This window comes from Novosphingobium sp. AAP83 (genome assembly GCF_001295795.1).
In the GTDB taxonomy this organism is placed as follows: domain Bacteria; phylum Pseudomonadota; class Alphaproteobacteria; order Sphingomonadales; family Sphingomonadaceae; genus Novosphingobium.
Genome location: NZ_LJHY01000004.1, coordinates 262,119 through 275,743, shown reverse-complemented (window position 1 = coordinate 275,743; position 13,625 = coordinate 262,119). Strand labels below are relative to the sequence as shown.

The 13,625-nt window shown below is 58.5% G+C and carries 13 protein-coding genes and 1 pseudogene; 6 read left to right on the top strand and 8 right to left on the bottom strand.

Features of this window, described 5'->3' with window-relative positions; all coding sequences use genetic code 11:
• From IP81_RS04355 to IP81_RS04345, 3 genes are all read left to right on the top strand, one after another.
• Nucleotides 1-496, top strand: a 496-nt coding sequence (locus tag IP81_RS04355; RefSeq protein ID WP_231626228.1) for a restriction endonuclease subunit S, incomplete at its 5' end; no start/stop codon positions are given.
• 3 nt (nt 497-499) lie between these two features.
• A complete protein-coding gene (locus tag IP81_RS04350) occupies nt 500-1,018 on the top strand; it encodes a hypothetical protein (RefSeq protein WP_197274513.1) in 519 nt (172 codons plus the stop codon).
• Complete coding sequence (locus IP81_RS04345) at nt 1,015-4,539, top strand: DEAD/DEAH box helicase family protein (protein ID WP_082355959.1); 3,525 nt, start codon at nt 1,015-1,017, stop codon at nt 4,537-4,539. Before IP81_RS04350 ends, IP81_RS04345 begins: the two co-directional genes overlap by 4 nt.
• Before the next feature lie 141 nt (nt 4,540-4,680).
• Here the strand turns inward: IP81_RS04345 and IP81_RS04340 are convergent, their stop codons facing one another.
• The 3 genes from IP81_RS04340 to IP81_RS04330 all read right to left on the bottom strand — a co-directional run bounded on the left by IP81_RS04340 (nt 4,681) and on the right by IP81_RS04330 (nt 7,137).
• Complete coding sequence (locus IP81_RS04340; protein ID WP_157573072.1) at nt 4,681-5,835, bottom strand: type II toxin-antitoxin system HipA family toxin; 1,155 nt, start codon at nt 5,833-5,835, stop codon at nt 4,681-4,683.
• Nucleotides 5,836-5,941: 106 nt separating this feature from the next.
• Nucleotides 5,942-6,253 carry a helix-turn-helix domain-containing protein gene (locus IP81_RS04335; protein ID WP_054106727.1) on the bottom strand — a complete coding sequence of 104 codons (312 nt, stop codon included), beginning with the start codon at nt 6,251-6,253 and terminating at the stop codon, nt 5,942-5,944.
• A 59-nt stretch (nt 6,254-6,312) separates the two neighbouring features.
• Nucleotides 6,313-7,137, bottom strand: coding sequence for a DUF3883 domain-containing protein (locus IP81_RS04330; protein ID WP_197274512.1), 825 nt, complete (start codon nt 7,135-7,137; stop codon nt 6,313-6,315).
• Nucleotides 7,138-7,344: 207 nt separating this feature from the next.
• On the opposite strand from IP81_RS04330, the gene IP81_RS04325 reads away from it, so the two are divergent.
• Complete coding sequence (locus tag IP81_RS04325; protein WP_054106725.1) at nt 7,345-7,923, top strand: hypothetical protein; 579 nt, start codon at nt 7,345-7,347, stop codon at nt 7,921-7,923.
• Between the two features lie 117 nt (nt 7,924-8,040).
• Here IP81_RS04325 and IP81_RS04320 read toward each other — a convergent pair whose 3' ends face one another.
• Together IP81_RS04320 and IP81_RS04315 are read right to left on the bottom strand one after the other, a co-directional pair.
• Nucleotides 8,041-8,313 carry a hypothetical protein gene (locus IP81_RS04320; RefSeq protein WP_054106724.1) on the bottom strand — a complete coding sequence of 91 codons (273 nt, stop codon included), beginning with the start codon at nt 8,311-8,313 and terminating at the stop codon, nt 8,041-8,043.
• 14 nt (nt 8,314-8,327) lie between these two features.
• Nucleotides 8,328-8,738, bottom strand: coding sequence for a helix-turn-helix domain-containing protein (locus IP81_RS04315; RefSeq protein ID WP_054106723.1), 411 nt, complete (start codon nt 8,736-8,738; stop codon nt 8,328-8,330).
• Between the two features lie 97 nt (nt 8,739-8,835).
• Between IP81_RS04315 and IP81_RS21620 the strand changes: the two genes are divergently transcribed.
• Entirely contained in the window at nt 8,836-9,072 is a 237-nt protein-coding gene (locus IP81_RS21620) for a helix-turn-helix domain-containing protein (protein WP_054106722.1), read from the top strand.
• Nucleotides 9,073-9,265: 193 nt separating this feature from the next.
• Complete coding sequence (locus IP81_RS04305; protein ID WP_054106721.1) at nt 9,266-10,363, top strand: tyrosine-type recombinase/integrase; 1,098 nt, start codon at nt 9,266-9,268, stop codon at nt 10,361-10,363.
• A 353-nt stretch (nt 10,364-10,716) separates the two neighbouring features.
• Here IP81_RS04305 and istA read toward each other — a convergent pair.
• The 3 genes and pseudogenes from istA to IP81_RS04290 form a co-directional block, all read right to left on the bottom strand.
• Nucleotides 10,717-11,972 (bottom strand): annotated as a pseudogene (istA, locus tag IP81_RS04300) (IS21 family transposase); the annotation flags it as partial.
• A 110-nt stretch (nt 11,973-12,082) separates the two neighbouring features.
• Complete coding sequence (locus IP81_RS04295; protein WP_054106720.1) at nt 12,083-12,394, bottom strand: hypothetical protein; 312 nt, start codon at nt 12,392-12,394, stop codon at nt 12,083-12,085.
• 2 nt (nt 12,395-12,396) lie between these two features.
• Nucleotides 12,397-13,356, bottom strand: coding sequence for a sodium-dependent bicarbonate transport family permease (locus tag IP81_RS04290; RefSeq protein ID WP_054106719.1), 960 nt, complete (start codon nt 13,354-13,356; stop codon nt 12,397-12,399).
• Nucleotides 13,357-13,625: the final 269 nt, after the last annotated feature.

The following is a 13,625-nucleotide window of genomic DNA, read 5'->3' as shown; positions in this document are numbered from 1 at the left end:
TCTGCATCGCCGCAACCGTCATCTTCTGGCTCAATCAATGAGTCCTGAGCCTAAGTCGCAGTTTATCACTGAACGGAAATTTTCAAGCCTGTCGCGGGGCAAACTGAAGCGTGGTGATTTGGTCATTACTCTAAGGGGCACTCTGGGCCAGTGTGCCCTTTTTGACTGCGACTTTGAGACGGGCTTCATAAACGCTCAGATGATGATAATCCGATGTGGAGTGCGGGTAGTTCCTCGCTTTCTGAAAGAATACATTTCCTTCCCATCGGTTCAGGCTGCTCTGAAAGGCTCAAATTCCGGTTCGGCTGTGCCTCAACTCACTGCCGCACAGATGAAGGAAATTCCAATCAAGTTACCAAGTATAGAATATCAAAAGAAATTTGTTGCATTGGTTGACGCAGCCAATCGTTCAAAGGCAACACAAGCGGCACACTGCGCAGAACTCGACAAACTGTTCCAATCCCTCCAGCATCGCGCCTTTCGTGGAGAACTCTGACGCATGACTATAATGCCCGCCACACATTGTCTGACCCTGCCCGGCCCCATGCTGCGGCGCGGGTTCTGGCTTTATGTCTGGCGGGTGGAGGATGCGCACGGGAACGAATGGCTCTATGTCGGCCGCACGGGGGATAACAGCAGTCCGCACGCCAGCGCCCCGTATACCCGCATGGGTCAGCATCTGGGAACTTCGAAAAACCAGAACGCGCTGCGCGCCCGGCTCAAAGATCAGGGGATCGAAGCGGAAGAGTGCCGCGCATTTCACCTCGTCGCCCACGGGCCGCTTCATGCGGAGATTGAGCACGCAGATGGTGCAGACCGGGCCACGCTGATGGCAGCGCACATCCCCCTGCGCGATGAAGTGGGTGCCTACGAACGCGATCTAGAAGTCGCCCTGCGGCAAGCGGGCTATCGCCTGCTCAACCGTGTGAACTGCAAATGGGCTGGCGATCCGGGGCGCTGGGCGGAAATCAAGCAGGCCTTTGCCGTGCATTTCCCGAAACTGGCGGAGGCAACATGACCGAAGGACGCAAGACCTTGTCGATCGGCGGCGGTTCGGCTGCGCCGTCCGGTGCGGGTACGCCTGCCAGCCAGTTCGGATTCCTTGCGCCGTTTCCATTCTTCCACACTCATGCGGCGATGGCAGAGCGGCAGGCGTTACCCGATCCGCGCGGGGCGGCGGTTCATGCCCGGCTAGGCGTCGAGGCGTTGGTCCGCTGGCTCTATGAACACGATTCCTCGCTCCGCGCGCCCTATCAGGATCATCTTGCCGCGCTGATCGCCGAACCCAGCTTCTTTGCGCTGGCGGGCGTGATGATCCGCACCAAGATCGATCTGATCCGCAAGATCGGCAATCGCGCTGCGCATCCCGGCCCGTTTGCCGAGAGCCAGGGTGTGACGGCGGTGCGCGAATTGTTCCACGTCAGCCTGTGGTTTGCCTGCGCCTATAGCCAGACCCCGCCCGATGCCGCGCAGACATTCTCCGCCGATCGCCTGCCGCGCGAGGGCACGGAAGCCCTCACCAGCGCGCAAGAAGTAACCCGGCTTACGGAAGCAGCTGAAGCTGCCCAAGTGGCGCTGCGCGCTGAACGCAAGGCGCGCATGGCCGATGCCGAAAGCCGCGCAGCACTGGAAGCAGAGTTGGCGACTGTGCGCGCAGAATATGCAGCGCTCCGCCAGGCTAACGAAGGCCGCGATGCAGGCCACGATTATGATGAGGCGACCACCCGCGACCAGTTCATCGATGTGCTGCTGCGGGAGGCGGGCTGGGCCTTGGCCGATCAGCGCGATGTGGAGTTCCCCGTTTCCCCCATGCCCAACCCGGAGAACAAGGGCTGGGTCGACTATGTGCTGTGGGGGGATGATGGCAAACCACTGGGCCTGATCGAGGCCAAGCGCACGCGCAAGGATGCGCGCGAGGGCCGGCAGCAGGCGAAGTATTATGCCGACGCCTTGGAGGCGATGTTCGGCCAGCGGCCGGTGATCTTTTACACCAACGGCTATGAGCATTGGATTTGGGACGATCTCCGGCACTCGCCGCGCGCTGTCTCAGGCTTTCGCACCAAGGACGAACTGGCGCTGATGATCCAGCGCCGGCGTACCCGCAAGGTGCTGGCCACGGTCGCTACCAATCCCACTATCGCGGGCAGCGGTGGTCGCATCTATCAGGAACGCGCCATCCGCGCCGTCTGCCACCGGTTCGAAGATGGCGAACATGGCGGTGAGAACCAGCGCAAGGCCTTGCTCGAAATGGCTACAGGTTCGGGCAAGACCCGTGTCGCCATCGCGTTGTCAGACGTGTTGATGAACGCCAACTGGGCGAAACGCATCCTGTTTCTGGCGGACCGCGTGCCGCTGGTGAAGCAAGCGGCGAACAACTTCCGCAAGTACCTGCCCGATTGCGCCACGGTCAATCTGGTGCTGGAACCCGACGCCGATGGCCGGGTGTTCGTTTCCACCTATCCCACGATGATGAACCTGATCGAGACCGCGAGGGCAGAAGGCAAGCAGCGTTTCGGCCCGGGCTACTTCGATCTGGTCATCATCGATGAGGCGCACCGCTCGGTCTACCGGAAGTACAAAGCGATCTTCGACTGGTTTGACTCCCCGCTCGTCGGTCTCACCGCCACGCCGAAGTCGGAAATCGACAAGAACACCTATACCCTGTTCGAGCTGGAATATGATCCGGTCAAGCGGGAGGGCGTGCCGACAGATGCCTATGATCTGAAGCAGGCCGTCACTGACGGGTTCCTCGTTCCGCCCAAGGCCATCGACGTGCCGCTCAAGTTCCCGCGCGAAGGTATTCGATATGAAGACCTGACCGACGAGGAAAAGGAAGCCTGGGACGAGACCGATTGGGGTGAGGATGGCCCGCCTGACGGTGTTGACGCCTCAGCCGTGAACGACTGGCTCTTCAACAAGAACACGATCGACAAGATGCTCGAGCAGCTGATGCGCGACGGGCTGAAAGTCGCTGGAGGCGATCGGCTGGGCAAGACGATCATCTTTGCCAAGAACCACAAGCACGCGGAATTCATCGTCCAACGGTTCGATGCCAACTACCCGGCGCTGAAAGGGCATTTCTGCCGCCTGATCGACAACAAGGTGACGTACGCCCACGCGCTGATCGATGAGTTCGAGATGCCGGACAAGGATCCGCAGATCGCCGTCTCGGTCGACATGCTCGATACCGGCATCGACATCCCCGACATCGTCAATCTGGTGTTCTTCAAGATCGTCCGCTCGAAATCAAAATTCTGGCAGATGATCGGGCGCGGCACCCGACTGCGCGAGGGGATTTTCGTCGATGCCGACGGGCAGGTGCGCGACAAAGAGTTTTTCTACGTCTTCGACTACCTCGGCAATCTCGAGTTTTTCAATGCGCAGATCGAGGGGACGGATGCTGGCAGCACCAGACCGTTGAGCGAGCGCCTTTTTGCCGCACGCGTAGATCTTCTTGGCCTGATGCAGGCGGAGGCTTCAAGCGACAGCCGGGTCAGATCGCCGGGCTCTGATTATCAGGGTGAGGAGGAAGGACTCTATGAGGGGGTGCGCGCGCACCTAATCCGCGAAGTTGCGGGGATGCCGGTAGACAACTTCATCGTTCGCGCCAAACGTCGCCACGTCGAGAAGTTTCAGGACAAGGCTGCATGGGACAGCCTGACCGAGGAAGATCGGCACGAACTGGTCGAACATCTCGCAGGGCTGCCGACCAGCCAGATCGATAGCGATATCGACGCCAAGCGGTTCGACCTGCTGTGCCTGCGTATCCAGCTCGCCATGTTGCGCAACGCGGTGTTCGAGCCGCTGCGGAAGGCCTTCGTTAATCAGGTCCATGCGTTGGAGGCCAAGGAAGCAGTTCCAGATGTCGCGCGGCAGATGGAACTGATCCTCGAAGTTCAGACCGTCGAATGGTGGACCGATGCCACACCGCAAATGGTCGAGATCGCGCGCCGACGCTTGCGCGGCCTTATGAACTTGATCGAACCTGGCCAGCAGGTGATCGTCAGTACGGACCTTGCCGACGAAATGGGCGAGACCCGCGAGATCGAGTTGATCGATCTTGGCGGTGCTTCGTCCCTCGCACAGTTCCGGCGCAAGGCCCGTGCCTATATAGACGCCCATGCCGATCACGTGACGCTCGCTCGTCTGCGTCAGGGCAAGCCGCTCACGCCGACCGATCTGGATGAGCTTCAACGTCTGTTCGCAGAAGCGGACATTGCTACCAGTGCGGATTTCGATCGCATTCGTGCTCTACCCAATCTTCCGGACTTTATCCGGTCGCTGATCGGACTTGATCGCGGTGCGGCTATGGCCGCATTCAACGCGGCATTGGAAGGCAAGACAATGTCGGTCCAGCAAATCCGATTTATCGAGATGATCGTCGATCACCTGACCACGTCCGGTCGGATGGAGCCGGAATTGCTCTACGCTCCGCCATTCACGGACAGTGCGCCAAACGGGGTGAGCGATCTGTTCGGCGGCACAGAGGTCGCCCAGATCGTTGAGACGCTCCACGAATTCTGGCCTAGATTTGCTTGAGAAGGCGGAACATCCTGACGCGCTGCAGCGATTGGCAAGTACGCCCGCAAGACAACCCGAAGGGCTATGTTCCGCAGGCGCGTAGCGGGATCATCGAGAACGATGAATCCAAACCCGAGCTGCTGATAGAAATCTTATCTGTCAACCAAACTGCCGAGCCACTGCATCCAAGCCTTCCGACACAGTAACGATGGACGCCCCTACTCCGGTTTCACAAGCATGTGACGGCCAATCGGCGAGGGCCGCGCGGACATCGTCAATCGCGGCTGCAGCACGTTTAGGTGCAATGCCATGGCTTTTCGCCAGCTTCCCGACAAGGTCGCGTGTGATGGTGCGGCCTTCGCCTTGCACGGCCATATAGTGTTCGCCGCCGGGGCCATTCGAAAATGTGAGGTCGAAAGCAGGTGCAAGCCGCCAGTTTCCGCGATCGTCCATGAAGTAGGCATGTTGGCGGACGTGATCGTCGCGGTTTCGCGCGAGCACATTGAACACCATGCGGCGGAAAGCCTGTTCTACGTCAGCCATGCTATAGGTGATGGCCAATGTTGCTTTCAGGAAGCCGTCGTAGTCGACGCTCGGCATGTGCGGTGATGCTTCGAGCGCTCCACCGAGGCTGACCATGTGCAGCCGCTTGCCCGGCGCGGGTCGGTCGAAACGCCTGGTCGCGAAATGACCCGGCCCGGTCGCTGAGGGGATCAATCGCGTCTCAGCCATTTCAATCCCTGCCGCGCGGGCCATCCGGGCATAGGCCTCCTCTATCGGCCCGATATCTGTGGGGTCATTGGTCGCTGCAAACTTGACGATCCATTCCTCACCAGCGCTCTTGTTTCCCGCTACAGCCAGCTCGTCTCCGGCGGATAGTTTGCCGTCCGCGCCGACCTCCACGTGAACTTTCGGCCGTGCGCCGCCCGAGCCGCCGCCGAGGCGTGCCAGCATCGCTTCCAGCTCTGTCTCCTCGCCGAGCAGAACGTGGCGGGATTCATCGGCCAGAGCATCAAGATCGATGGCACCTGAAGCCCCACCACCAAGTGTTTCGGGCTGAAAGACGAGGGCACCTCGACCCTTTGTGCCAACCAGAGCGAGCCGGTCGACCGCATTTAGGTCTTCGAACCGGTGACCCATTCTTTGAAGCCGCCGCTTCAACAACAGCATGCCCCAGGCGTCGGGCAGGCAGTCTGAAAGGAAACCGTGGAGACCCCCTCGAATGTTCGGCTCCGGGCAGGGTGCAGGCCCGGCTCTGCAGGATAGTGCAGCGGAGAGATTGGTAGCCCCTCCGCGATGACGTCTGCCGACCATTCAAGCTGAGCAAGGCCCCCGGCCATCGCCAGCCTGCCGACCGAACCCGGTGGGGCAGTCTCATCGGCCAGCAGGCCAACCGTCAAAGGTGTTCCCGGTGCCAGCTTCATGGCTTTGCCCCGCTGGCACGTCTGCGCTGCGGCTTGGCTGCCTGACGCTGCTGCGCGAGCAATTCATCCATGCTGGTCGCCGGAACTTGCGGAAACAGCGCGACAATGCCCTCATCGCAGAGCAGTGCAATGGCAGCGCGAACAAGGTCTTCGATGGATGCCCTGCCTTCGGTCTCCATCCGCCGCCATGTTCTGTGGGCCACGCCTGCTTTGGCAGCTGCCGCTTGCTGGGTAAGAGCGAGGGCCAGGCGGCGGGCCTTGATCCGCTTACCGAGGTGCGTCAGCTGATCCTGGAGGGTGAATGACATAGGCCATATATGGCCTAAATGCTCGAGAACGTCAAATTATAGGCCATATTTGGCCTATTCTACAGGAAGCTCGCTTGATAGCTGGTTGCCATAAGCGAAACATGCGCTTCAAGTGGTGGGCGCAGCTCAAATGCGCGAGGTTCGCGGGTGAAATTCCAGAGCCGGACCAACGTCCAATGATTGCGCCGTTCTTCGGCTACAGCCAGCTCATTACGCGATATATGGAAAGGTGTGCGGTCCCAGCCATTGGTCGTCTTAACCTCGACAAGCCTATCGCGGCCGTTTGGCTCGAAACTAAGAATATCATAGCCTGCGCCATCGCCATCTACGTGGGACACCCACCGGATTCGTTCGGCCAGATCCGTTCGGCCCGCGGCCCGCAGTGTCGCTCGTTCATGCTCAAGCACCCGCTCTTCACCAGCCATGCCGAGTGCTCGATTCCTTGCATCCCGTCCGGCAACATCGAATTTTCTAGCGATTGCCGACATTTGTTCCAGTTCGTCAGGAGGCGGCGTGTTGCTCAATGTCGGCGGCGGTCCAATCCAAAGAGTTGGTTGTTCTTTGAAAGATGACGGCGCGTATGGTTCTTTGGCGAGGTACACAGCCTCTCGGTCAAGCGCGCGTACAACGGCATCGATCAGCGAGGTCTGGAAATTGAATGCTGGTTTGTAGCCGGGTATCCAATCTTCGCCCAAAGCCTTCAAGACGGCGCTAATGTTCTGGTGCTTGTATTCGATTGAGCCGCGCGGTCTTCCTGTCTTGGCCTGTACAGCCCTGTTATGCGCAGCCTTGTTATAGCTCCGGCCAGCACGATCATACCCGAGCATCACGAAGTAATCCGCGACGATCACATCATTTTGTTCGTCACTCCAATCTCCGGACATCAGAGCTCCATGTCGTCAGCAAGTGAGCGCCTTCGCAATGCTGTAAAGTGCAGGCAGTGGACTGGCGCGTAGCGGATACTTCTACGCTGATATCATTGAAATTCAACTTGGGGCGCTTGGGGTGCAATCGGTCAACTGTGCCGGTAAATTGGAGAGTGGAGGGGGCGATGATGAGATCGGGTTCAGCAACTCGGAAAGGATCATCGCATGTCCAGAAAAAGCCCATTGTTCTCCGACAGCCTCAGGGCTCAGTTCAAAGCGATTGTCGTTGATGCCGTGGCGCTCGTTCCGAAGGGATCGTACGTCAACTACGTCATCCTCGACCCGACGGTGCCCGATCCGGAAGCTGTGTTTCCCGGCCTACCAATCTACACCGGACAGTCGGCCGACATAGCACATCGTATCATGGCGCATCTACGCCACGCGGCGGTAATCCCCCCTGATCTTGGCCGGCTCTATGCAAGGATGGCGGCCCTCATCCATGCCGGGGACATGCCAATTTTTCGGATACTGCAGGTCCATCAGACGCGTGCGCAGTGCCTCGTGGCAGAAACGACATGGGCGCAGCGCTTGCTGCGCTCGAAGGCACAACTCCTAAACATCACTCCCGACCAGTCTCGTATTCTGACCCGTTCAAGCATCCAGCGAATGCAGCGCGTGAGGCTGCTGGCGCTGTCACCGGTTGAAGCTGACGAGGTCGGGCTCGGCCTCCAGATAAGGTGTCGGGGTGGCTGCCGACCCTTTACGGTCCAGCCAAGTTCTTTCGCGCTGCGGATCGGCGAGTGAATGACACTTCGTGGGGTGCAGCAACGCCTAAAATGGTGCCCTGCGTGCGGCGAGATGACTGGTTTCAGGTTGTTGCTGACCCCAACGAGCCCACCCGGTTACTTAGCGCAAGATGGCTTAGCCCTTGGACTGTGGTAGGGTGACCGGGGGTGTTTCCATCGAGCCGAAGCCGACAAGCTTGCGGATCACTAGTTGGCCACAGACAAGCGAAGTGCAGCCAATGGCGAAAAGCAGGTAGAGCGCCACTGAGAGGGCGTCCAAGGGCCAGCCTTGCCCGCGAGGACTGAAGAGGAAAGCCACACCGGCGATGACTGCAAGGCTAATGCCTGCGAAGCGAAATCTGTTCGCTAGGTCAGCAAGCTTGGTTTCGAGCGTTGGTCGCTGAAGCATCGAAAATCCTCCCCTCACTCGTCGTCGAACATGTCGAAAATTGGACCAACCTCACTTTCAGGGCTTGTCCCGTTTTGGCTGCAATTTCGGAAGATGTAGCCACCAATCTTTGCTGCACGATTTGGACTCAAGGCTAGCTTGCGCTCCTGCGCCTCCGAAACCAGAGCTTCGATCGTTTTGGAAACGATGGCAGCAGTCTTGTCGTTGGCGGTTGGCCGCGTTCCGAAAACGAGCCACTCCAGCTCAACTTCAAAGGCCTCACAAAATCCGACGGCCGTGGAGAGGGGAATCTCCCGCTTTTCAGCTTCATAGTTCTTATAGGTCTTGTCGGAAATCTCGAGCATTGCTGCGGCTTTGACTTGGGTCGCCTGCTTCGATGCGCGGGTAGCTGCCAACCGTGCTCCGATACCAATCAGTCGTGTCATATTGACAAAAGTTCCCTAAAGTGGTCAATCGTTCCTGATAAGGCGATTCGAATGCCACTTCATACCTGATCCGGCTTGTTTGTGGGAGTTTTCTGCAATGAGAAGTGCGATAGGTGACCTCCTGACTCCTCGCGAGATGGCTCACGAGTCTGGCTGGTCGGTTAAGTCGATCCGAAAGCTGCTGGCTGAACGGCGCATAAGGCACCTGAAACGAGGTAATCGGTACCTGATCCCCAAGAGCGCGATCGACGACTTCCTCAATGCCAACATGATTGAGCCAGAAGATAGGTCAGGCGATCTGTGCGTCCCTGAAACAAATGGAGCACCGCTGTGACCAGCCTCACACCCATCCTCGACCGAGCGAAGACGCCCGAGGCTTGGTCCGCATTGCTTGCGGAGAATGGCATCGTGCTCTCGCCACGAACCTTGCGGGAGTTAGCGCACCGGTGGGGTGCTTGCCACAAAGTGGGCCGGGTCATGCTCATCACCCCTGAGCAGCTCGACCTCATTATCGAAAGCCAGAAGAAATGCCCCTCGAACCTTATCCCCGCGGCGCGGTCTGGTGGGCGCGCGGCCGGGTCGAATACAACGGCGCGCCGATCACCGAATACTACCGATGCAGCACTGGCGCATCTGAGGAACAAGGCGCTTGGGACTGGTGTCGGAAGGAAGAGCAAAGCGCCATCCGCATCCACCTTTTAGGTGAGGATCCGGAAGAAAAGACCATCACGTTCGCCGATGCTGTTCTGAAGTATGATGCCAAGCCCAAGGAAGCCGCTTACCTCGTCCCGATAACCTTGGAGATCGGCGCGATCCCCATCCAGGACATCAGCCCCAAGCTGGTACGTGAGCTAGGCCCGAAGCTCTATCCTACTTGCTCCACAGACACTTGGACCCGTCAGGTGGTGACGCCAGTCAGGGCGGTGCTCAACAACATCAATGACAGCGAAAGCGGAATCGCCTTTCGAGTCAGGGGCTATACCCAGAAAGAAAAGGTCGCGCAGGACAACAGGCGCAAGAGCACGGGGCGGAAGAAGTATCCGCCGGGCAGCTGGGAATGGCTGCTCAAGTTCCGGGAACATGCGCCTCCTCGCTTGGGTGCGCTGGCGCTGCTCATGTTCGTCACTGGCGCCCGGATCAGTCAGGCAGTCTCAATGCATCCCCACAAGCACATCAACAAGGCGAAGGGCATGATCTGCATCCCCGGCGCCAGGGGGCATGGGGATCGATGGCTGCGGGTGCCCGACGAAATCCTAGCCGAGCTGGCGGCCTTGCCCGAGGTCTATCCTCGCAACTGGCCGCGCAAACCGGAGAACCTGCGGCTCTTCGGCTATGCAGACCGTGGCGGACCGCGAAAGCTTTGGAACAAGGCCTGTGAAGATGCCGGCATCGAGCAGATCCCGTTCCATCCGGCGGGCCGTCATGGCTTCGGTCAGGAAATGAATGTTCGCGAAAGAGTCGACGAGAAGGCCGCCGGCGCGTTCGGCGGTTGGTCGGACCTCAATCTGATGCGGAACACCTACACGCATGCCGAAGATGCGGAGATCAAGATCAATCAGGCCCTGCGACGGGGACTGTTGAAGGCCGAGCGCAAGACGCGGCTCAAGCTGAGAAAGGAGCTCTGATGCTGTACGGGTTTTGTACGAGCGGAGGTCGATTCCGGCCCTTTTCGGGGGTGAAACGGGGTCAAAACCTGCAAGTGAGAAAAATGTCCATCCATAAATTCCCTATATTTCAAAGGGATTTATGGTGGGCGCGGCAGGGATTGAACCTGCGACCCCACCCGTGTGAAGGGATGGGGGTAATTGGCATAAATTATTGATAAAAATAGAAAGTATATGATTTTAAAGATCACGCTGTATGGGTTTTGCATGGGTCGTTGAACTTGGTCAACCTTATGCTGGTCTGTGAGGCTCCCTTCTTGCCAGGTCAGACGTTTGAAGTTGTATGCTAGGTTTACCAAACCTACGCTCACGCTTAGCTGCGCTTGTAGCTTCCGGAAGGCCTTGGGCATCTCCAGGAAGGGTGCGCCATTACGTAAAGCGCCCGGTTTGCGCTGAACGACAGCCAGATAATGGCGCCAATCGTAGATTGTACGAGGGATTCGATTGGACCTGTCAATGTAGCGAACATGCTCGCGCAGGAGCTGACCCTCGGCGACAAGGACAAGCCGTTCAGGGTAAACACGCAGGCTGACCGGCCGGTTCGCAAAGGACGCTGGCACGCTGTAGCGGGTGTGCTCAAAGGTAATTAGACATGTCGGCGATACACGCCTTGTCAGTTCAACGAAGCCGTCGAAGGGCCGCCCCATCGGCATCAGGCTGGACACTTCGGCATCATGCACATCCGCGATCGTGCCGGGTAAGGCACCGTGCTGGATTTCTGACCATTGCGCGATGCATTGTTCGTCAAGCCACGCATTGAGCGCATTGAGATCCGCAAAGCACTGCCCGGAGGAACTAAGGGGCTGCCATAAGCGTCGGCGTGCATCCTGAACGTTCTTCTCGACTTGTCCCTTCTCCTAGCCTGAGGCTGGATTGCAGAAGTCGGTCTCGAACAGATAGTGGCTGGCTAACGCCGCAAACCGGGTGTTGACCTGCCGGGCTTTGCCCCGGCCAATGCGATCGACTGCTGTCTTCATATTGTCGAAGATGCCACGCTGCGGCACGCCGCCTAACACCCGGAAGGCCTGCGTCAGGGCTTCGAACAACATCTCGTGGGTCTGAAGTAGATAGGCCCGCACAATAAACGCCCGGCTGTGCGACAGCTTGGTATGAGCTACCTGCAGCTTGACCGACTTGCCGCCCAAGACCGCATAGTCTTCGCTCCAGTCAAACTGGAATGCCTCACCGGGCTGGAAAGCCAACGGCACAACGTCCCACGCCCGCTGGTCTGCTGCTCGTCCTGGCGCTTGCGTTTCCAATTCCGCGCAAAGGCTGCGACGCGGGTATAAGACCCTTCATACCCCAGCACGACGAGATCCGCATAAAGCTGCTTGGCTGTCCGCTTCTGTTTGCGCGACTTGCTCGATTCCGTACGCAACCACCCTGCAAGCTTTTCCGCAAACGGATCCAGCTTGCTCGCCCGGTCAGGAACCTTGAATATCGGCTCAACGGTATCAGCCCGTAGATACTTGCGGATCGTATTGCGCGACAATCCCGTTCGTCGCTTGATCTCGCGGATGGAAATGCCTTGCCGGAAATGCCAGCGGCGGATCACACTGAGTAGGTCCATGTCGATCACTCCGATGCCTCCCGACTGAATGCCAGGGGCGAGGAAAGCATTGGTCAATTCTCAGTGATAATTTCTGCACTCTCCGGTTCAATTCTCGGTACTACTCAACATTATTGGAAACGGTCACCCCGGAGTACCTCGACGTCGGCCATGTCCATAACAATTTTGTAATCCGATAACAGTGGACCGATGCGGTCGATTAGCGCGCTGGCACGCGCCTCGCTGGTTACGCTCAGGAACAGGCACTTTCCCTGACCGCCAATGCCATCGTTGCGCCAGCGACCATGAACACCTTTCCCTCCCAGCGTTGGGACGATTGTGAAATGGGTGATGCCAACAGCTTCTGCCTCATCCGCAAGCCAATCGGCCATTTCGAGATCGGCGATGATTTCAAGGCGTTTGCGGTGCACAAGTTTGGACATGGTTACCTCGCAAGCGCTGTTGACAACGCAGTGAACAACGGAATCCCGAACACTATATTGAACGGAAAGGTAATTGCGAGGCTCATCGAGAGATAAAGACCGGGATCTGCCTTCGGAAGGGCAAGTCGCATTGCTGCCGGAACAGCGATGTAGGATGCACTGGCTGCAAGGATCGAAAAGGCAGCGGCACTTCCCACATCAAGACCTACAGCACGCGCAACCAGCGCGCCAATGCAGCCATTGACGAGCGGCAGGACAATCGCGAGCATGCCCAACCGAAGCGATATGGCGCGGCTGTCGCGCAGCCGGCGAACAGCGATCAGGCCCATATCCAGCAGGAAAAGGCAAAGGACACCTGACCATAGTCCTGTAAACATTGGGGCGATAGGCTCATACTTCGCCTTGCCGATGATGGCTCCGATGGTGAAGGAGCCGAGGAGCAGCACAACAGAACCATTGAACAAAACCTCGCGCCACAGTTGCCCGCCAGGTCTCCGGTGTCCTTGTGCGCTCCGCTGCGCCAGCAGCATTCCTGAAACGATGGCGGGGGTCTCCATAATAGCCAGTACAGCCACCATGTAACCGGCAGGTCCAATACCGCCGCGCACCAGAGCCTCGCTCGCAGTCGCAAAGGTTACGACGCTAACCGATCCGTAGCACGCTGCAACTGCGCTTGCGTTGAGCCCATCCAGGCGACCCAAGTGACGAAGCGCAGCAAAGGCAAGGAATGGCAGCACAAAGCTCAAGACAAGCCCGGCCAGACCTGCAGCCATCATTCCCTTGCTCAACCCGGCTTCCGAAACTTGCACCCCGCCCTTAAGACCGATGGCCGCCATCAGAAAGAGCGACATGGCCTTCGCTATTGCTTCGGGGATCGCCAGATCCGAGCGCACGGCGGCTGCTAGAACCCCTAGTACGAAAAACAGGATGACGGGGGAAAGAAGTGTGTCGACCGGCCCCAATTACTGCTCCTTAAGCCCTTAGCCGCCCCCATCCGGCTTGAAGGCTATCCGACGTCTCCCCGGTCTGAATGCGTTTGTCGAGTGTCTTACTGTTTCAGCAAACATCGGGCTGCCCAAGTCAGCGATCAAGGTATGGAGGTCGTTGATTAACGGCTTGAGCCGCGCGGGGGTGCATACGCGCGCACAATCCTGATGCCGCCAGCGAAACCATGCTCATCACGTAACTACTCGAAAATCCGCGCTGCCTTATTCGGCTACGGTTGCGCGAT